This window comes from Acinetobacter sp. 2JN-4, from assembly GCF_003687745.1.
Lineage (GTDB): Bacteria > Pseudomonadota > Gammaproteobacteria > Pseudomonadales > Moraxellaceae > Acinetobacter > Acinetobacter halotolerans.
Window position 1 is genome coordinate 1 of sequence record NZ_RDNY01000008.1, and the last position, 18,206, is coordinate 18,206.

At 38.1% G+C, this 18,206-nt stretch carries 22 protein-coding genes; 5 read left to right on the forward strand and 17 right to left on the reverse strand.

Annotated features, from left to right (window positions below; genetic code table 11):
• The 4 genes from EAH57_RS11655 to EAH57_RS11670 form a co-directional block, all read right to left on the reverse strand.
• A partial coding sequence (locus EAH57_RS11655; protein WP_215624552.1) for a phage late control D family protein occupies positions 1–709 on the reverse strand: 709 nt, incomplete at its 3' end.
• Between the two features lie 148 nt (positions 710–857).
• Complete coding sequence (locus EAH57_RS11660; protein WP_121930194.1) at positions 858–1,211, reverse strand: winged helix-turn-helix domain-containing protein; 354 nt, start codon at positions 1,209–1,211, stop codon at positions 858–860.
• 61 nt (positions 1,212–1,272) lie between these two features.
• Positions 1,273–2,382 (reverse strand): S-(hydroxymethyl)glutathione dehydrogenase/class III alcohol dehydrogenase, encoded by a 1,110-nt coding sequence (locus EAH57_RS11665; protein WP_121930322.1) that lies wholly within the window; start codon positions 2,380–2,382, stop codon positions 1,273–1,275.
• Between the two features lie 20 nt (positions 2,383–2,402).
• A complete protein-coding gene (locus EAH57_RS11670) occupies positions 2,403–2,678 on the reverse strand; it encodes a metal/formaldehyde-sensitive transcriptional repressor (protein ID WP_121930195.1) in 276 nt (91 codons plus the stop codon).
• A gap of 296 nt (positions 2,679–2,974) precedes the next feature.
• Between EAH57_RS11670 and EAH57_RS11675 the strand changes: the two genes are divergently transcribed.
• On the forward strand, positions 2,975–4,483 hold the full coding sequence (locus EAH57_RS11675; protein ID WP_121930196.1) for a phospholipase D family protein: 1,509 nt from the start codon (positions 2,975–2,977) through the stop codon (positions 4,481–4,483).
• A gap of 16 nt (positions 4,484–4,499) precedes the next feature.
• On the opposite strand, the gene EAH57_RS11680 is transcribed toward EAH57_RS11675, so the two are convergent.
• Positions 4,500–5,090 carry a uracil-DNA glycosylase family protein gene (locus EAH57_RS11680; RefSeq protein WP_121930197.1) on the reverse strand — a complete coding sequence of 197 codons (591 nt, stop codon included), beginning with the start codon at positions 5,088–5,090 and terminating at the stop codon, positions 4,500–4,502.
• 171 nt (positions 5,091–5,261) lie between these two features.
• Here EAH57_RS11680 and EAH57_RS11685 point away from each other — a divergent pair, with 171 nt between their 5' ends.
• The gene (locus tag EAH57_RS11685) at positions 5,262–5,894 is read left to right on the forward strand and encodes a glutathione S-transferase family protein (RefSeq protein ID WP_121930198.1); all 633 of its coding nucleotides are present in this window, start codon (positions 5,262–5,264) and stop codon (positions 5,892–5,894) included.
• Positions 5,895–6,069: 175 nt separating this feature from the next.
• Here the strand turns inward: EAH57_RS11685 and EAH57_RS11690 are convergent, their stop codons facing one another.
• From EAH57_RS11690 to EAH57_RS11710, 5 genes are all read right to left on the reverse strand, one after another.
• Positions 6,070–6,330, reverse strand: coding sequence for a hypothetical protein (locus EAH57_RS11690; RefSeq protein ID WP_121930199.1), 261 nt, complete (start codon positions 6,328–6,330; stop codon positions 6,070–6,072).
• A 174-nt stretch (positions 6,331–6,504) separates the two neighbouring features.
• Entirely contained in the window at positions 6,505–7,203 is a 699-nt protein-coding gene (locus tag EAH57_RS11695; protein ID WP_121930200.1) for a histidine phosphatase family protein, read from the reverse strand.
• A 188-nt stretch (positions 7,204–7,391) separates the two neighbouring features.
• Positions 7,392–8,264 (reverse strand): MBL fold metallo-hydrolase, encoded by an 873-nt coding sequence (locus EAH57_RS11700; RefSeq protein WP_121930201.1) that lies wholly within the window; start codon positions 8,262–8,264, stop codon positions 7,392–7,394.
• Between the two features lies 1 nt (position 8,265).
• Entirely contained in the window at positions 8,266–8,685 is a 420-nt protein-coding gene (locus EAH57_RS11705; protein WP_121930202.1) for a YeeE/YedE family protein, read from the reverse strand.
• Positions 8,685–9,101, reverse strand: coding sequence for a YeeE/YedE family protein (locus EAH57_RS11710; RefSeq protein ID WP_121930203.1), 417 nt, complete (start codon positions 9,099–9,101; stop codon positions 8,685–8,687). Before EAH57_RS11710 ends, EAH57_RS11705 begins: the two co-directional genes overlap by 1 nt.
• Positions 9,102–9,333: 232 nt before the next feature.
• Here EAH57_RS11710 and EAH57_RS11715 point away from each other — a divergent pair, with 232 nt between their 5' ends.
• On the forward strand, positions 9,334–9,705 hold the full coding sequence (locus EAH57_RS11715) for an MbcA/ParS/Xre antitoxin family protein (RefSeq protein ID WP_004671256.1): 372 nt from the start codon (positions 9,334–9,336) through the stop codon (positions 9,703–9,705).
• Positions 9,702–10,466: an RES family NAD+ phosphorylase gene (locus EAH57_RS11720; protein ID WP_121930204.1), complete on the forward strand. Its 765-nt coding sequence runs from the start codon at positions 9,702–9,704 to the stop codon at positions 10,464–10,466. Before EAH57_RS11715 ends, EAH57_RS11720 begins: the two co-directional genes overlap by 4 nt.
• Positions 10,467–10,522: 56 nt before the next feature.
• Here the strand turns inward: EAH57_RS11720 and EAH57_RS11725 are convergent, their stop codons facing one another.
• The 6 genes from EAH57_RS11725 to EAH57_RS11750 form a co-directional block, all read right to left on the reverse strand.
• Positions 10,523–10,999 carry a DUF6438 domain-containing protein gene (locus EAH57_RS11725; protein ID WP_121930205.1) on the reverse strand — a complete coding sequence of 159 codons (477 nt, stop codon included), beginning with the start codon at positions 10,997–10,999 and terminating at the stop codon, positions 10,523–10,525.
• A 144-nt stretch (positions 11,000–11,143) separates the two neighbouring features.
• On the reverse strand, positions 11,144–11,839 hold the full coding sequence (gene ispD, locus EAH57_RS11730) for a 2-C-methyl-D-erythritol 4-phosphate cytidylyltransferase (RefSeq protein WP_121930206.1): 696 nt from the start codon (positions 11,837–11,839) through the stop codon (positions 11,144–11,146).
• Positions 11,829–12,194, reverse strand: a complete 366-nt coding sequence (ftsB, locus tag EAH57_RS11735) for a cell division protein FtsB (RefSeq protein ID WP_004671267.1) — start codon at positions 12,192–12,194, stop codon at positions 11,829–11,831. The genes ispD and ftsB overlap by 11 nt, the downstream gene beginning before the upstream one ends.
• A 127-nt stretch (positions 12,195–12,321) precedes the next feature.
• The gene (gene eno / locus EAH57_RS11740; RefSeq protein ID WP_004671269.1) at positions 12,322–13,611 is read right to left on the reverse strand and encodes a phosphopyruvate hydratase; all 1,290 of its coding nucleotides are present in this window, start codon (positions 13,609–13,611) and stop codon (positions 12,322–12,324) included.
• Between the two features lie 91 nt (positions 13,612–13,702).
• Positions 13,703–14,560, reverse strand: a complete 858-nt coding sequence (gene kdsA / locus EAH57_RS11745; protein WP_121930207.1) for a 3-deoxy-8-phosphooctulonate synthase — start codon at positions 14,558–14,560, stop codon at positions 13,703–13,705.
• A gap of 35 nt (positions 14,561–14,595) precedes the next feature.
• Positions 14,596–16,227 carry a CTP synthase gene (locus tag EAH57_RS11750; RefSeq protein WP_121930208.1) on the reverse strand — a complete coding sequence of 544 codons (1,632 nt, stop codon included), beginning with the start codon at positions 16,225–16,227 and terminating at the stop codon, positions 14,596–14,598.
• Positions 16,228–16,597: 370 nt separating this feature from the next.
• Here EAH57_RS11750 and EAH57_RS11755 point away from each other — a divergent pair, with 370 nt between their 5' ends.
• Positions 16,598–17,035 carry an internalin gene (locus tag EAH57_RS11755; RefSeq protein ID WP_121930209.1) on the forward strand — a complete coding sequence of 146 codons (438 nt, stop codon included), beginning with the start codon at positions 16,598–16,600 and terminating at the stop codon, positions 17,033–17,035.
• A 71-nt stretch (positions 17,036–17,106) separates the two neighbouring features.
• On the opposite strand, the gene EAH57_RS11760 is transcribed toward EAH57_RS11755, so the two are convergent.
• Positions 17,107–18,192, reverse strand: a complete 1,086-nt coding sequence (locus tag EAH57_RS11760) for a YheT family hydrolase (RefSeq protein ID WP_121930210.1) — start codon at positions 18,190–18,192, stop codon at positions 17,107–17,109.
• Positions 18,193–18,206 lie beyond the last annotated feature (14 nt).

Sequence of the window (18,206 nt, forward strand, 5' to 3'; positions counted from 1 at the left end):
TGGCACTGCTGCGATGGTAGCGAATCGTTCTTCGATTTAAGGCTTGGTATTGGTTGTTGTCATCGATCAAACGAAGTTTTTGGGCTTGGATTGGGCTATTGCTGTTGGCAACGTTGAGTTGGGCTTCATCGATCAGCCAGTTAATGCCTTCGCTTCTGAGTAAGCGGCTAATAAAGTCGTAGTCGCTTTCATTGGCTTGCATCACAAAGGGTCGGACATCGTAGTCTTGTGTAACGCCGCTAATATCAAGCGTAAGACTGGATGCAAATAAGGGACTACGTTGTTGCCATTCTTTGAAAAGGGTTTGAATAATATCCAACACGGTTTTATTCATAAACACGCGGCTGTTACGGCGTTTGTGCCACAGTGCAGTAGGGTCTTGCAGTTTGAGTTTATATAGAGTCAAACTTCCATCAGACTGCCCTTGTACGGCCTCGGTGATAATCCCTGTGGTTCTGAATAGTGTGCCTATATCCGTAACGGTATCGACAGCAACTTGGCAACCAATGAATTGTTTTAAGGGAATAGCCACATTGGTTGATAGGCAGAACAGTTCGGCAGTAACCCCACCATTCAGACTATGCGTACCTTCAATACGCTGCAAAAATACCTGATTGGCTAAAGCAGGATTCGAAAATTGAATATGAATTGCACGTTTTTGTGCGGTTAAGCCAAGTTGTTCTAATGCAGCATAAATAGTCTTGAACATTGCTTCTTATTGAGTTTTTTTAAACGTGAAGGCATTTTACAGGAAAAATCGCGCTTATGTTCAGACAGTTTCGTCTATTTGTGACGATTTGTGTCACCATCATAGAAGGGATGCCTTTTAAAAATTCACTGGACAATCATCCTATTCTTCATTTTACTTTCATATAATTAGATAGCTCTTCAAATTCAGTTGCTAGTGCTTGAGCCACATGCTGCTCCATTATTCTAAATTTATTTAATACCAATTGTCCTAATTCCGTGACCACTGCACCACCACCATGCGTTCCACCAGTCTGGGTTTCAACAAGATTGGAACGAAAACATTGGTTCATGGTATCTACCAATTGCCACGCACGCCGATAGCTCATATTCATGGATTTAGCGGCTTGAGAGATTGAACCTGTACGTTGAATCGCTTCAAGTAACTCTGCTTTTCCAGGTCCAAACGCAATTTCATTTTCCGACAGTATACGAACATGAATTTTTAAACGTACTTTAGCCATGAATAAATGCTCATAAATGATTTGATGGCACTTTTCGCACCATCAAATCTAAACTTAAAAATTAGAAATGAATCACAGTACGGATAGATTTACCTTCATGCATCAAATCAAAGGCTTCATTAATATCCTCAAGTGGCATGGTATGCGTTACAAAAGGCTCCAGTTGAATTTCACCTTTCATCGCATCTTCTACCATTTTCGGGAGTTGCGAACGACCTTTCACCCCACCGAAAGCTGTACCCATCCACTTACGACCTGTGACCAACTGGAAAGGACGTGTCGAAATTTCCTGACCTGCACCGGCCACACCAATAATCACTGATTGTCCCCAACCACGATGTGCACACTCCAACGCAGAACGCATCACATTGGTATTACCAATACATTCAAAAGAATGATCAACGCCCCAACCTGTCATTTCTACAATCACTTGCTGAATCGGTTGTTCATAATCTTTTGGATTTAAACAATCCGTTGCACCAAACTGTTTCGCCAATTCAAATTTCTCTGGATTTGTATCCACCACAATGATTCGCCCAGCTTTAGCCTGACGTGCACCTTGTACTACAGCCAAACCAATACCACCTAAACCAAAGACTGCAACACTATCGCCCTCTTGTACTTTGGCTGTGTTATGTACTGCACCGATACCTGTCGTTACACCACAGCCTAATAAACAGACTTGTTCATGATTGGCTTCAGGGTTGATTTTCGCCAAAGAAACTTCAGCTACAACCGTATATTCGCTGAAAGTTGAACAACCCATATAGTGGTAAATTGGCTGGCCATTATAAGAAAAACGGGTTGTGCCATCAGGCATAACACCCTTACCTTGAGTTGCACGAACCGCAACGCATAAATTGGTTTTGCCCGATTTACAGAATAAACATTCTTTGCACTCAGCGGTATACAGCGGAATGACATGGTCACCAACTGCAACACTGGTTACACCTTCTCCGATTTGAACCACAACTCCTGCGCCTTCATGACCCAAAACGGCAGGAAAAACACCTTCAGGATCATCACCTGATAAAGTAAATGCATCTGTATGGCATACACCTGTATGCGTAATTTTAATGAGGACTTCACCTGCTTTAGGTGGCTCAACATCAAGCTCTACGATTTGTAATGGTTCACCAGCGGCAAAAGCAACGGCTGCACGAGATTTAATCACAATGACACTCCTGAATTTTACTTTAAATAAGATTTAAGAATTTTACTGACTTGAATCAGCTCTTGACTGCGTTGCAACTCGGAAGATTCACCGACAACCAAAGTATCTTTTAAATGAATTTCGAGAAGTTCAGTCATCAAACCATTTATTGCGCCACGAACTGCACAGATTTGCTGCAAAATATCTGCGCATTCTGCGTCATTTTCCAAAGCACGCTCAACACTCTGGACTTGACCTTGGATTCGTCTTACACGAGTGAGGATCTTTTTTTTGTCCTCTAATTGCTTAGGCATAATGTAGACCACATTAAATCTAAAAATATACTATACACCAGTATAGTACTATGGCTCAATATTTATTGATTTATATACTATACAGTTGTACCGATTGAGAGTATTTAGATAGGAAAAATATATAAATAAAAATATAAGTTATTGATTATATTTATAATTACATTTAAACCTTGGAAAGAAAACGTATTTAGATATATAAGAAAATCAATCACCTACAAATTACTGTTGGACTCACACGCTTGATAAATAAAATGATAAATAATTCATACCATTTCAAAATAACGACACTTGTTATTATGTTAGCAATGAGTGGCTGTTCACTGCCCCCCAATCAAAACCATGATCGGAGTAATCCTTTGCAAACAAAAACAAAATGGATAAATGATCCTCAAACCGATCTTAATATTGAAAAGGGTTTAACTGCATTTTTAGCTTTGGATGATGCATTTTTAAGTATCGCATCTCGTATTCACTTAATCAGGAATGCTAAACATCGTTTAGATTTGCAATATTACATTTGGAATGATGATCCAATTGGCAAATTGATGCTTTATGAATTACTCAATGCTGCTGACCGAGGGGTTAAAATCCGGCTACTTATTGATGATCAAAATGGCGTCAAACTTGATAAAACTCTCAAAGCGCTATCCATACATCCAAACCTAGACATTCGTATTTTTAATCCATATAAGTTTAGACATCTGCGATTCATTGATTATATTTTTAGGTTAAAGCAAATTAATCATCGAATGCACAATAAACTCACAATTGCTGATTCATCAATCGCAGTTACTGGTGGCCGAAATATTAGTAATGAATACTTTGACGCCAGCGATCAATTCCAATTTAGTGACATGGACATCTTATTTTATGGTGCGTCTGTTGATCACGCTGCTGAGGTCTTCGATGAGTTTTGGCAAAGTCCTTTAAGTTATTCTACTGAACAGTTGCTTGGCCAAGGCACACCGCAGCAATTTGAAAGTATTAGGCAAAGCTATCAGGCTTTTGACGAAGAAAATACGCTCACGGAAAAGAAGCTTGAAGCTGCGCAGGATTATTTAAAAATCCGTCTTCAAAACTACCCTGTTCAATGGGCAAAAGCACACTTTGTTGCGGATCGTCCAAATAAGGCGTCAGGTCAAGCTAAAGATCAAGAACTGCTATATTCGCAAGTCTTAAAGATTATGGGGCCCCCCACGCAGCACATGGAATTGGTTTCGGCCTATTTTGTGCCAACTCAACGTGGAACAGAATACTTAAGCCAATTATCGAATAACGGTATCAAAGTTAGGGTGCTCACAAATAGTTTGGTCGCCAATGATGTCGCTGTGGTACATTCATTTTATAGTCAATACCGTAAAACGCTTCTACAAAATGGCGTACAACTTTACGAGTTCAAACCCAATATCGAAAGAAAAAAACGGACTTGGTATGAAATCGCAACGGGTAGCGTAATTCCTGTAAAAGGCAAAAATCGCTCAAGCCTACATGCAAAATTCTTTGATGTAGATGGTAAAGTTTTTATTGGTTCTTTTAATTTTGACCCTCGTTCTGCGCATTTAAACACTGAAGTCGGTTTGGTGGTTGAATCAGATCAATTACAGAATCAAATTACCGCACTTCTGGATGAACACATGCTACAAGTCGCCTATAAACTTAAACTTGATTCAGATGGCAATATTGTTTGGTTTGAACATAAGGAAAATGGTCAAGTAATTGAACATCATCACGACCCTGAGAGTACTAGATTCCAAAGGTTTAGCATGTATTTCGTGTCTTATTTTCCAGTGGAATGGATGATGTAGTTCAATTTTAGATTGATTACACCAAACCAATTATTTCAAAGAATTGTCGATAAGCATCCGCTTTTTTTTCTAAGGCTAAAGGATATGCCCGTGACGATGATGGTAAACGATATAAATTAAGCTCACGATTAGCATAATTTACTTGTACAGATTGACCAATCATTGGCTTATTTGCTTGCTCTGGAAAATGCTGCATTAAAGTATCAGTTGCCTTATCCCCTGTGGTCATGATGGTATGGCACATTGGGATTTGCTCTAGCAATTCCGATAAATCTGTTGGTTTGACGATTTCCAAAAACTTGTCCGAAGCATTACCTTGCAGTCGTTTAACTTGATAGGCCGTATCAAATATTCCGATACCAATTTGTGTTAAGAAATCACGAATTTTTGGTTCCTTAAAATTTCTGTTCGACAAATCTAAAAAGTAATCTTTATCTTCAAAGAAAATCAAACCAAAGATACGCCACATATCGTTCTGATAGTTTGGATAATAAAAATTCATTTTCCATCTATTTTGAGGTGGTGGAAAACTTCCTAACATGAGCAGTTTTGCATGAGCAGGCAGAAAAGGAGTTAGCGGATGTGTTTCTATTTCTATATCAGCCATTTATGTAAAAAACCAAATTTAAAATTGAGTGAATAATTTTGATCATTTTATAGAAATTTCAAGCTTTTTGCTTGTGCCTTTTCGTATAGCAACATTTCAACGCGTTTAATCGTTTATTGAAATTCGAAAAGTGTGTGAAAATTGCCGTAAAACTCATTAACAGGAATTATCATGATCACATTACATCATTTAGATCAATCACGTTCTTTTCGAATTTTGTGGCTACTTGAAGAAATTAAACAGCCGTATCAACTACAACGCTATTACCGTGATTTAACCACACATTTAGCACCTGAGTCCTTAAAAAACATTCATCCTTTAGGTAAGTCTCCTGTGATTGAGTGGCAAGGTAAAACCATTGCGGAATCGGGTGCTATAATCGAATTATTAATTCAGAAATTTGCACCTCACTTAGCACCTGACATCGATGATGCTAGTTATGTAGACTATCTACAGTGGATTCATTTCTCTGAAAGCTCTGCCATGTTGCCATTTTTATTAAAAGTTTTTAATGAGATAGAGACGAAGCAAGGTACACAGTTGGTATTTTTAGAAAACTATACTCAAGTAGAATTTGATAAGGTCTTTGGTTTTCTTAATGAATATTTAGAAAATAAATCATATTTGGTGGAGGATCGTTTAACTGGTGCAGACTTTATGATGGGATTTGGACTTCATGCCTTAATTCATCAAATGGCACAAGGTGAGAAATATCCAAATATTCAAAAATATGTCGAGGGATTAAGTTTATTACCTAGCTGGAAAGCAGCAGTAAAAATTGAACAAGACGGAATGAAAACCTAAAACGAAAAATATTATTAAATCACTGAATAGGAAAAGATAATTGTTGAACTGAATGCTGAATTACAGATTTATGCTGTTTTTATCGTTCTTCTTTTCCTTCTAAGTTACTAAAACAAGAGTTTTTATACAATACAGAAATGGAAAGCCCAGCTAAGGGCTTTCCGATCTAATCATTTTAAGCGTGAAATTCCTTCGTGGTCATCTCACCTAAATAACAAATAGATAACGTAAACAAGTTCTCAGGATCTGCTGATGAATCATTCTTTCTGATCCACTCCAATCCAATTACACCAAGCTCATTTAATTTTGATTGGGAAACGGGTGGTAAAAAGGTTTCCAAGGGCAGTTGAATGCTAAAATTTCGAGTATTACCACTACCATTCTTATCATTAAAAGTATAACCAATTAAATACCAGTGATATTTTTGTTCAGACATTTCTTATTCTCAAGTTGAATTGTTGAGATATTTTTATACCACAGAAACTCGAAAAACCCACTCAGAACACGTGTGCCTGTCTATTTTTTGTCACATTTCCATAGACTCACAAGAGTTGAAGTCTGAGTAAGCGGACATCACTTTTTAGATGATTTAATACACGAGTTTTCCAAGTTACAACCAAGTTAACAAATCTGGATTTTTAGATTTGATAAATTGATGCTCATTCACACTTAGCAACTGTGGTTCACCATTGACTAACTTCAAGGTAGTAACACTTGTGTTCGCAATCGACCAGCTTAGCGCGAAAGTACGTTGCACACTTAGCTCAAGTAATTTACCAACTACAACGGAGATCACGCCACCTGAGGTGAAAACAACGGCTTCTTGGGGTTGTTTATGTGCTAACTCTGTACATAAACTTTCTAATGCACTTTCTACACGCATTTTAAAGGTGATCCAAGATTCGTCATACTCATGATGAAATTCTTCATTTGTCCAACGAGCAATCGCTTGATCGAAAATCTGAAATAAATAAGCTCTTGGATCTACTTCTTGAAAGACATCTTGTTGCAATACTTCTGGTTGGGCAAACCTTGGCTCATATAAAGAAAATACTTGCTGATGATTAAACTCATTCCATAACCCATCAGTTTTATAATCTGCTTGAGGAAAACACTCATTCAATGAAATTTGCGTGGTTTGTTGATGGCGCTTCATGCTACCTGAAACGATATAAGGCGGTTCAGTAAAAAGATGCTTAAAATACTGCCCTAAGAGCTTTGCTTGTGCTTCACCATTTTCAGATAGCTCATCGTAATCACTTTTACCAAATGAAGCCTGACCATGTCTGACTAAATAAATGGTGGTCATTTAAACACCTTAATTTCAGCAAGTTTTAAAATGAATTGTATTTTTATCATAGCGTTGACTGAATGTACAAAAGTTTATGTTAGGAAATTGAATGGTGCTAAGGTTAATAAAATAGATGATTAAATTTACTTAGGCTATTTTTAGCACATGCAATAACATCGACATTTAGTAACCCCGGCTTAGATGATTCACTGCTTAAAGTAGTTAAGAGGTAACTTTAAATAACGTATGCCATTGGACTCAGGTTCAGGAAAACGTCCAGCATCCATGTTGATTTGAATAGATGGCAGAATCAGTTTGGGCATAGCTAAAGTTGCATCTCGTGCTTGTCGCATATTCACAAAATCTTGTTTGCGGGTTTTAGCATCGATATGAATATTACTCTGTTTTTGTGCATTGATACTTGTTTCATAACAGTATTCACTTCTTCCTTCAGGTTTGTAATCATGGCAGAGAAAAACTCGTGTTTGATCAGGAAGCTCATATAAAGCTTGTACAGAATCAAATAAAGTATCTGCACTGCCTTTGGGAAAATCACACCGTGCCGTACCGTAATCAGGCATAAATAGTGTATCGCCTACGAACACGGCATCACCGATTACATAGCTCAAGCATGCAGGTGTATGCCCAGGTGTTGGAAGATTAAATGCATCCAATTTACCAATGCTAAAATGCTCATTATCTTTAAATAAATAATCAAAGGTTTGATGTGTATTAAAATACTTTATATCAATGCCATATATCGCACTAAAAGTTTCTTGAACAATGCTGATCTTTTCACTCATCGCAACTTTTCCGCCCAATTTTGATTTTAAATATTGCGAAGCCGTTAGATGGTCTGCATGTACATGTGTTTCCAATATCCACTCAACTTTTAATTGATAATCCCCAATATATTGAATGATTTGATCCGCGCTTTCAGTCGAGGTTGAAGCTGATGCAGCATCATAATTCAATACACTATCGATTACAGCGCAACAGTTCGTTTGTGGATCGTTCACTACATAACTAAATGTATTGGTATCTTGATCAAAAAAAGCTTTAACTTGAGGATGTTGCATTTTATTTCTCCGACCGTTCAACCCATACATAATCGATAAACATACCAAACAGCATTGCCATAATGAAATACCAAATCTCAGAATAACCCAAACCAATCAATGTAATTGCAGGCGCAGGACAAACACCCGCAATTCCCCACCCTATACCAAATAGTATGGCTCCTATCACAAGTTTCTTATCAATTTGAGTATTCGTTGGTAAAGTAATTTTTTCTCCAAATAATGTTTTTGGGTGCCGAATTGCTTTTTGGAAAGGAATAATCGCAACGGCAATTGCTCCAATCATCACAAACATTAAACTAATATCCCATTGGCCAAAGATATCTAAGAAACCCAAAACCTTTTCTGGATTTGACATCCCAGAAATCATTAAACCTAAAGCAAATAAACCACCAAAGAAAAAAGCGAAAATATTTTTCATTACATCGCTCCCAATAGATGACGAGCTATATATACCGTTACGATCCCAGCAAACATAAATATCATCGTTGCGATTATTGAACGGATAGATAAACGACTTATCCCACAAATACCATGTCCACTGGTACAACCTGACCCTAGACGTGTACCAAAACCGACCAATAAACCAGCAATAATCAAGGCTATCGGCGATGACACTAAGATAATTTCAGGCTGAATAAAAAATTGATAAATAAATGGGGTGATAAGCAAACCTAACAAAAACCAAAAGGCAGAACTTTTAAGCATTGATTTGGGTTGAAGTAGTTGGGCGATCAAACCACTAATACCTGCGATACGACCATTCACATATAAATAACCAACGACTGCTAATCCAATAAGAACACCACCAAACAATGCCATCAAAATGCTATACATATCTCACCTCAACATTATGTGTTTTTATAATATATTATTTAGCATAATAATATAAGCTATTTTATTAATCCAATCTAATGATTGATTTATCTATCTTTATTCCTTAAAAATTAGAATCATTGATCAAGCTCTACTTCTATCATACTGACAAAAAACCATTACTCAAGCACCACATTGTGCATAATGCACAATTAAACTATAATAAGTGCATATACAACATGAGGGTTTCATCATGAGTGCATTACTAAAACAACCCGCAGACAAAAAAGTAGTCCTCGCTAAAGCGGTGCTCAATGCAGCAGAGCAACTTGACCTAAAACAAGTACAATTGGCCGCCATTTTAGGTGTACACCGTACAGCGATCAGCCGATTGAAAAACAATCCTGAGTTAGATCCTGCTTCTAAACAAGGTGAATTGGCGCTATTGCTTATTCGTCTATCACGCGCATTATATGCTTTGACAGGTGGAGACACAGACTGGATGCGTCACTTTATGAATACACCAAATCGTGTGACTGGTGGTGTTCCTGTTGAACAAATCGAAAGTGTGAGTGGACTGGTGTCTGTTCTGCAATTTGTTGATGCAATTCGAGGTAAAGTATGACGGCCATTGGAAAAAATCTATGGCAACAGTGTGAAGGAAACAAACAAATAACGCCTCTATCTGGTACTTTATATCGTTTAGTTGAGAGCCAAGAACAAATTGCGACACGACAATTAGTTGATACCTTAGAAGAACAAGCATTATTGGAGGATATGCTGGAATTGGTTAAGCCACCATACCCTCCACACTCAGATCATTTACATTATCTGCTTAAAACACCTTTTCGCTACCCGCCATTAAAATGGGGTTCACGTTTTGGTCGTACCTTTGAACCAAGTATTTTTTATGGAGGATGTAGCATCACGGTTACACTAGCAGAATCAGCTTATTATCGCTTTATATTCTGGCATTCAATGGATGGAAAACCTAAGAAAAACACGATACGTACCGAGCACACCTTATTCTCAGTCGGCTATCATTGTACTAATGGAATTCGTTTACAATCTCCACCATTTGACCAGTATCTTGATTTTATCGCTCACCCGACAAATTATAGTTATGCCCAGCAACTTGGTACAGCAATGAGAAATGCAGGCATAGAAATATTTGAATATCCATCTGCTCGTGAAAATAACCATGCAGCTTGTGTTGGACTATTTACAGCAGATCACTTTAGCCAAAATAGCCCAATTGATCGAGCGCAATGGTTTTGTGATATTGGTGCGGATGAAGTTATATTTAAAGCGGTCGAAGATTCAAGCATTGTTCGTTTTGAATTATCACAGTTTTTACAACAAGGTGAATTTCCAATGCCAGCATAAAATGGCAATCTTCATATAAAAATGCCCCGATATATCGGGGCAAATAAATATTCTATTTAACTCACTAAACCATCAACCCCAATCATTTTTGGTAACTTTTCAATCAGTTTATTTAGCTCAGCATTTGCTGGAGAAATACAGCCCATGTAGTGACTTAAATTAGTTACTGTACCATCTGGGCGTGACCAAGAAAAATAGGCATTCTGTTGGTCAGTTGCGGTTTCTTCACAAGCTGTAGTTTTTACACTCGTACCAGTTTCAGGGCGATACGTTTTCAGCTCTTGTTGAAGCTTGCTATAAATAGAAGGATCAACGGTAAGATCTTGTGCCCCAACAACTTTTGTATATTGCTTCCCATCAAAATGAACCTTCCCTGAAGGAGAAATTTCAACAGAATAAATCGGGCATGTACCAAAACAAGGGCTGGTTGAGTAACGAATCGTTTCCTGTACGGTATCTTGAGGCTGTTGAGTTGTTGTTGCACAACCAACTAAAGAAAAACTAAAAAGACCTGCAAGTAATAATTTTTTCATTTATTGATCCATTATTAAGAATGTTGTTTAAATTTAACAAATTGTGAAATCTTTGTCATTTAAGTAAGTAGAAAAATTATAAATTTCATCTAATTCTTACTTAGGCTATTTTGGGATTTGATCATCACATGTTTAATGATTGAATTAATTTGCTTGAGACTGAAGAATTAATCGAGCAAGCTCTAAATCATCGGCATAAGTGATTTTAATATTATCTGAACGCCCCTGTACAACCTGCACCGGCTCACTGATATATTCCAAGGCACTTGCTTCATCGGTGATATTGATTTGGGCAGCCAAAGCAGCCTCAATCGCATGTTTGAGCGTTTTTAATTTTGCCATTTGTGGTGTTTGTGCTTGCCATAAATGCTCACGACTGACGGTTTTTTCGATCTGATTATTAGCATGTACATATTTTAAAGTATCGCGCACTGGTATCGCTAAAATCGAACTTTGATTTGCTTGTACCGATGATCGTACTAATTTCTCCAAACACGCTGTTGTCACACATGGTCTTGCGGCGTCATGTACCAGAACCCAGTCATTTTCATCTGCAATATTAGATAGATAAATTAAGGCATTAAGCACTGAATGAACGCGTTCTACTCCACCTGAACAAAAGTGCAATTTATCTGAATGTTGGAAAGCAAGTGTTTCGGCATGATTGTCTTGCTCACCGATCGCAAGTACACATCCGGTCAAATTCAATGTATTTAAACGGTTGACCGTATGCTCAAGTACAGTTTGATTTTGGATGTATTGATATTGTTTGAGTTCTGTTTTGGAAAAGCGACTGCCCGAACCTGCTGCTGGTACAACCGCCCACAGCTTAGTTTTCATTGGTTGCGGTATCTACTTTTGCATTTGGATCAATATAAATGGGTTTGTAATGGGTACTGATGGTACTCATTTGCACAAAGGTTTCATTAGGTTTGACTAAACCTAAATCTAGGCGTGCATGTTCCTCAATTGCCTCACTTCCATTTTTTAAATCAAAAACTTCTGCGGCCAAAATGCGGTTACGCTCTTTTAACTCGGTGTTGATTTCAGCTTGTTGTTGAATTTGATGGGTTAAAGCCTGATGAGGAACGTATCCGCCCTCACCTAGCCAAAACCGATACTGTAAACTTGCAATCAAAACGATTGCAAGTAACAGAATCAACTTACTTGAAGTAGATCGAAAAATCTCTAACATAAAAAACTCCCTATATCCCTCTTTAAAGGAAGATCAGTCACGAATTCTATAGGATTCTGAATTCGTGAAGTTTCTCTCTTTTGTAAAGAAAGAGGGTCAGGAGAATTCAACATAGCTGAGATTGACCTTAATTTAGACCTTTAAACTCAGCTTTACCGCGGTAAGCTGCTTGAGTTAACTCTTCAATACGAAGCAGTTGGTTATATTTTGCAACACGGTCAGAACGACATAGTGAACCAGTCTTGATTTGACCTGCTGCTGTACCAACTGCTAAATCAGCAATAGTTGAATCTTCTGTTTCACCTGAACGGTGTGAAATAACAGTGCTATAACCATTTGCTTTAGCAAGGTAAATTGCATCTAAAGTTTCAGTCAAAGTACCGATTTGGTTATATTTGATCAGAATAGAGTTACCTACTTTCTCATCAATACCACGTTGTAAAATCTTAGGATTGGTTACAAATAAATCATCACCAACCAATTGGATTTTATCACCAAGGATTGAAGTGAGGTAGCTCCAACCTTCCCAGTCAGACTCATCCAAACCATCTTCGATTGAGATAATTGGATACTGGTTTACAAGGCCCGCTAAGTAGTCAGCAAATTGATTGCTAGTAAATGCTTTGTTGCCTTCACCCGCAAGAATGTATTGACCATTTTTGTAGAATTCTGATGATGCACAATCAAGCGCAAGCATAATATCAGAACCTGCTTTATAGCCAGTTTTTTCAATTGACTCAAGAATAACAGTAATTGCTTCTTCATTAGAACGAAGGTTCGGCGCAAAACCACCTTCATCACCAACTGCTGTATTTAGACCTTGTTTCTTTAAAACTGATTTTAAAGAATGGAAAATTTCAGCACCTGCACGTAGTGCCTCAGAGAATGAAGTGAAACCGACTGGTTCAATCATGAACTCTTGAATATCTACATTATTATCCGCATGTGAACCACCATTGATGATGTTCATCATTGGAACAGGCATCGTCAAAATTGTTTGACCACGAAGATCTGCGATGTATTGGAAAAGCGGTGTTTTCTTTTCGTCAGCAGCAGCACGTGCAACCGCTAAAGATACAGCTAGCGTTGCATTAGCACCTAATTTTTCTTTGTTTTCAGTACCGTCAAGCGCAATCATTGTATTATCAATGTCTTTTTGCTCAAAAACTGATTTACCCAACAAAGCATCACGAATCAGTGTGTTAACGTTATTAACCGCTGTACGAACACCTTTACCTAAGTAACGTGCTTTATCACCGTCACGAAGTTCTAAAGCTTCACGAGAACCAGTTGAAGCACCAGATGGTGCACATGCACGACCAACAATCCCAGATTCTAAAATTACGTCTGCTTCGATGGTTGGGTTACCACGAGAGTCCAAAATTTCGCGCGCACGAATATCAACGATTTGGCTCATGAACAATTCCTCTGTTGAATGAATAATAAATTAAACCCATATTTCCTTAGCGTTCCCCTTTTATAGAGGAACTCAAAGGGGAAAGATTGGTTTAATGTGTATCTAACTTTTTGAATCCTTTGATCAAAGTATCCAATTCTTTTAATTGCGCCAAAAATGGCTCAAGCTGAGATAAACGCAATGCACAAGGTCCATCACATTTTGCATTTTCAGGGTCTGGATGTGCTTCTAAGAACAAACCAGCTAAACCAGTTGCCATACCAGCACGTGCTAATGTGGTTATTTGCGCACGGCGACCACCAGCAGAATCTGAACGACCGCCAGGTGTTTGCAATGCATGGGTCACATCAAAGAAAACCGGAACATTCATTTCTTTCATCGTGTCAAAACCGAGCATATCAACAACCAAGTTGTTATAACCAAATGCTGAACCACGTTCACAAAGAATAAGTTTGTCGTTCCCAGCTTCCAAACATTTATGCAAGATATGACGCATTTCGTGTGGCGCTAGAAATTGTGCTTTCTTGATATTAATAATCGCCTGTGTCTTTGCCATTGCTTCAACAAGATCAGTCTGACGACTCAAAAAAGCTGGAAGTTGGATAATATCTGCAACTTCTGCAACTTCCGCTGCCTGATACGGTTCATGCACATCGGTAATAATTGGAACATTGAACTGTTTTTTTATGTCTGCAAGCCATTCAATTCCTTTTTCCAAACCTGGACCACGGAATGAATTTAAGCTAGAGCGATTCGCTTTATCAAAGCTCGCTTTGAACACGTAAGGAATATCTAAGCGCTTGCAAATATCGACATAAGTTTCAGCGATTTCAAAGGCTAAATCTTTTGATTCGAGTACGTTCATTCCGCCAAATAATACAAATGGCAAATGATTTGCCATTTGTATATCGCCTAAACGTACAACTTCTTGTGCTTTTAATTGTGACATCTAAACTTTCCCAGTTTATTTAAAGCCTACATTATTTACTTCTGATGCTGTTTTTTTGCAGCCTCAATAAAACTAGCAAATAATGGATGTCCATCACGTGGTGAACTTGTAAATTCCGGATGGAATTGTACAGCAATAAACCAAGGATGTTCAGGAATTTCTACAGTTTCAACTAAGTGTTGTACTGATGAATAACCAGAAACCTTCATTCCAGCTTGTTCAAGTGTTGGAATAAAACGGTCATTCATTTCATAACGATGGCGGTGGCGCTCAACAATTTCAGCTTGACCATAGATGCTACGAATTTTTGCACCCTCAACCAATTCTGATTTTTGTGCACCTAAACGCATCGTACCGCCTAAGTCTGACTCAAGACTACGATGTTGTAATTCGCCACGTTCATCTAGCCATTCTGTAATTAAGCCAATAAGTGGATACTTGGTTGAACGATTAAATTCAGTTGAGGTTGCTTCAGGCACACCTGCAACATTACGCGCATATTCAATCACAGCCAACTGCATACCCAAACAGATACCTAAAAATGGAACACCATTTTCACGCGCATATTGAATTGCACGCATTTTACCTTCAGTACCACGCTCACCAAAGCCACCAGGTACTAAGATCGCATCCGCAGTTTCAAGTACAGAAATATCCTGACCTTCTAAAGATTCAGCATCAACATAATCAATTTGTACTTTAACGCGATTTTGGATACCCGCATGTAAAAGTGCTTCATTTACAGATTTATAAGCATCTGGTAATTCAACATATTTACCCACCATCGCGACACGCACGATATATTCTGGGTTTAATAGTGCATCAACCACATTATCCCAGTCTTCAAGATTTGCTTCTGGAAGATCGTTATAGCCAAAACGTTCGCAGATTAAGTCATCTACGTTTTGTTCAGAGAAATTACGTGGAATTTGATAAATTGTTTTTGCATCTTTACATACAACAACTGCACGTGCTTCTACATTGGTAAACAATGCAATTTTACGTTTAGTATCTGCATCAACATCATATTCAGTACGGCAAATAAGAATATCGGGTTGAATACCAATTGAAAGCAACTCTTTCACAGAGTGCTGAGTTGGTTTGGTTTTAAGTTCAGCAGCCGACTTGATGTATGGCAATAAAGTTAAATGCATCAACATGGTCCGTTTATGACCCAGTTCAACCATAAGCTGACGCACTGACTCCATAAATGGAAGTGATTCGATATCACCTACTGTACCGCCGATCTCGACGATCGCGACATCGTAACCTTCACCGGCACGTAATACACGTTCTTTAATATTATCGGTAATATGCGGAATAACTTGGACTGTACCACCGAGGTAATCACCACGGCGTTCTTTGTTTAAAACGTCTTGGTAGACACGTCCACTGGTGAAGTTATTCAACTTCGTCATTTTTGCACGACGTAGGAAACGTTCGTAATATCCCAAATCTAAGTCAGTTTCAGCACCATCCTCTGTGACAAAAACTTCACCGTGCTGAAATGGGCTCATGGTACCTGGATCGACATTGATATATGGATCCATTTTTACCATCGTGACATTTAAGCCACGAGCTTCCAAAAGTGCGGCAACAGAAGCAGCAGAAATACCTTTACCTAGTGATGAAACCACACCACCAGTGACAAAAATAAAATGGGTCATTAAGTTTCTCGTACAATCAAGCCGAAATCGGCCTACAATGTTGGGCAATTTTACTGTACTCTGCCCCTATAAAGCAAAGTCAAACCGCTTCAATTCAAAGAACTATAAACAACTGGTTATTCTATCAGCATTTTCAATAAAATTTTATGGGATTTATGGAGATTTCATATAAAAATTGCTTTTAACAAATCAAAAACACGGCTCCGATGAAAAAAATCCCCTTAGAACCCCAACATCGATCCACTTCATAACACATGCATCTATGCAAACATTTATAAATTATCAACAAACTCGATAAATCCGAGTGCTTTTTTCAGTTAATTTTGCTGTTATAATCCTCGTCGTCCTTATTTGATATGTTGTTTTAGCGATGGCGAATAATAAACTTTTAATTTGTGCAGCACTTGCGACTGGTCTTTTACTTACAGCTTGTGTGAAAAAAGAAGAACCTAAAAACGAAGAGCAGCCTGAACAGGCTACTGAAACACAAATGACAGAGCAACAGCCTGAAGCTGCGAAAACTGAAGTGTTTGAGTCTTTAGAAAGTATCAATACAGAAGAAGCTCCCGCGCCTGTAATTGAAACGACACTTGAAGAAACCGAGAATACGACAACCGAAATTCGTCGTGAAACTCGACCTGCTCAAACCCAAAATACAACTGTCCAATCTGAAGCTCCTCGTACAGAACAACCGAGTGCACCAAGAGTTGAACAGCCAAAACCATCTAAATCGAATACTTCTGGTCAAAGTGAAGAAGATGCTGTCGCTGCTGCAATTGCTGCTGCAACGCCTGCATTAAATAATTAATCTCTTAAAATAAGCGTTTAAAAAAGCCAGTTAAATGTAACTGGCTTTTTTATATAGAATATTAAAAACTTCTAATAACTCTTAAAGAAATCTGCCATCAACCGAGATGCCCAAGACTTCATCGTTAGACTCTCATAGAAGCCACAGTGACTTCCCTTTTTCGTAGTAATCACCACCATATTATCCATCTGCTGAATCTTATCCTTATAAGGCTCTAAATTTTTAATTGAACAAACCGGATCATCCTCTGCGTTTAGAATCATCAATGGGGTTTTGATATTTTCAAATACATAAATTGGGTTTATGGCTTTACAATAAGTTTGATAATCCTGATAGCCTGCCATTTCAAAATATGCTTTTTCAAATTCCTCTAAGCTTGTTGTCGCTAATACCTTTTCAAGAGAAGCAACCCGACTCCAGATATTTTGATAAGGGTAAATAAAATGTTTGAATAATTTTTTGGTCATCAATTTACTATAAAAAGGATGAACATTTTTAAAGCCAATTTCTGTGTCATAACCCGGACACATCGCGAAAGCCGCCTTAAATGGCGTATCTTCACCTTGCTCACCCAAATAACGTACCAATAATCCTGTACCCGCAGAAGATCCCACTGCATATAAATCAGAACTTGGGAATAATTGCTGAATATGATCGAGTTGTTCTTTTAAATCGCGAGTAGAACCAAATAAAGAAATTTGTGGCACTGGCATAGGTAAACCAGCATGGCCACGGCGTAGACAAAGTGCGATTCGCCAACCCGTATATTGATGTAAATCTTTGACTAACTCTCGCATGCTTTCAAGCGTACCTGTGATGGTATGCATGATCACAACAGTTGGTGTAGTGACAGGAAGATAATATCCATACCAAGCAATTGCGGTCACACCACCATCTTGCATGGTAAGTTGGTCGATACGATCATATTCCAGCTTGATTGTTTTCTTTCTAATGATATCAAAATATAAGAGATGGACATGTGTATTACTCAACCAAGGTGTTGGGCGATACTTTTGCTTTAATTGGGGTAACTTCTCCAGAACATCTTTAATTTTGCCCTTTGGGTGATAATACATTTTTGGTGGTTCGGCACCGAGTGCCAAATCAAATAGATTTAAACCTAAAACTTTCAGTTTATTTAGAGTGAATATACCCATACTTCATTCCTCCC

What these genes read in the sequence shown, in the direction of transcription:
- ispD (WP_121930206.1), bottom strand. Translation starts at nt 11,839, where the DNA reads ATGAAAACTAAGCTGTGGGCGGTTGTACCAGCAGCAGGTTCGGGCAGT.
- EAH57_RS11725 (WP_121930205.1), bottom strand. Translation starts at nt 10,999, where the DNA reads ATGAAAAAATTATTACTTGCAGGTCTTTTTAGTTTTTCTTTAGTTGGT.
- EAH57_RS11690 (WP_121930199.1), bottom strand. Translation starts at nt 6,330, where the DNA reads ATGTCTGAACAAAAATATCACTGGTATTTAATTGGTTATACTTTTAAT.
- EAH57_RS11755 (WP_121930209.1), top strand. Translation starts at nt 16,598, where the DNA reads ATGGCGAATAATAAACTTTTAATTTGTGCAGCACTTGCGACTGGTCTT.
- EAH57_RS11715 (WP_004671256.1), top strand. Translation starts at nt 9,334, where the DNA reads ATGAGTGCATTACTAAAACAACCCGCAGACAAAAAAGTAGTCCTCGCT.
- EAH57_RS11670 (WP_121930195.1), bottom strand. Translation starts at nt 2,678, where the DNA reads ATGCCTAAGCAATTAGAGGACAAAAAAAAGATCCTCACTCGTGTAAGA.
- EAH57_RS11660 (WP_121930194.1), bottom strand. Translation starts at nt 1,211, where the DNA reads ATGGCTAAAGTACGTTTAAAAATTCATGTTCGTATACTGTCGGAAAAT.
- EAH57_RS11700 (WP_121930201.1), bottom strand. Translation starts at nt 8,264, where the DNA reads ATGCAACATCCTCAAGTTAAAGCTTTTTTTGATCAAGATACCAATACA.
- EAH57_RS11705 (WP_121930202.1), bottom strand. Translation starts at nt 8,685, where the DNA reads ATGAAAAATATTTTCGCTTTTTTCTTTGGTGGTTTATTTGCTTTAGGT.
- kdsA (WP_121930207.1), bottom strand. Translation starts at nt 14,560, where the DNA reads ATGTCACAATTAAAAGCACAAGAAGTTGTACGTTTAGGCGATATACAA.
- EAH57_RS11685 (WP_121930198.1), top strand. Translation starts at nt 5,262, where the DNA reads ATGATCACATTACATCATTTAGATCAATCACGTTCTTTTCGAATTTTG.
- EAH57_RS11680 (WP_121930197.1), bottom strand. Translation starts at nt 5,090, where the DNA reads ATGGCTGATATAGAAATAGAAACACATCCGCTAACTCCTTTTCTGCCT.
- ftsB (WP_004671267.1), bottom strand. Translation starts at nt 12,194, where the DNA reads ATGTTAGAGATTTTTCGATCTACTTCAAGTAAGTTGATTCTGTTACTT.
- EAH57_RS11675 (WP_121930196.1), top strand. Translation starts at nt 2,975, where the DNA reads ATGTTAGCAATGAGTGGCTGTTCACTGCCCCCCAATCAAAACCATGAT.
- EAH57_RS11710 (WP_121930203.1), bottom strand. Translation starts at nt 9,101, where the DNA reads ATGTATAGCATTTTGATGGCATTGTTTGGTGGTGTTCTTATTGGATTA.
- EAH57_RS11695 (WP_121930200.1), bottom strand. Translation starts at nt 7,203, where the DNA reads ATGACCACCATTTATTTAGTCAGACATGGTCAGGCTTCATTTGGTAAA.
- eno (WP_004671269.1), bottom strand. Translation starts at nt 13,611, where the DNA reads ATGAGCCAAATCGTTGATATTCGTGCGCGCGAAATTTTGGACTCTCGT.
- EAH57_RS11760 (WP_121930210.1), bottom strand. Translation starts at nt 18,192, where the DNA reads ATGGGTATATTCACTCTAAATAAACTGAAAGTTTTAGGTTTAAATCTA.
- EAH57_RS11750 (WP_121930208.1), bottom strand. Translation starts at nt 16,227, where the DNA reads ATGACCCATTTTATTTTTGTCACTGGTGGTGTGGTTTCATCACTAGGT.
- EAH57_RS11720 (WP_121930204.1), top strand. Translation starts at nt 9,702, where the DNA reads ATGACGGCCATTGGAAAAAATCTATGGCAACAGTGTGAAGGAAACAAA.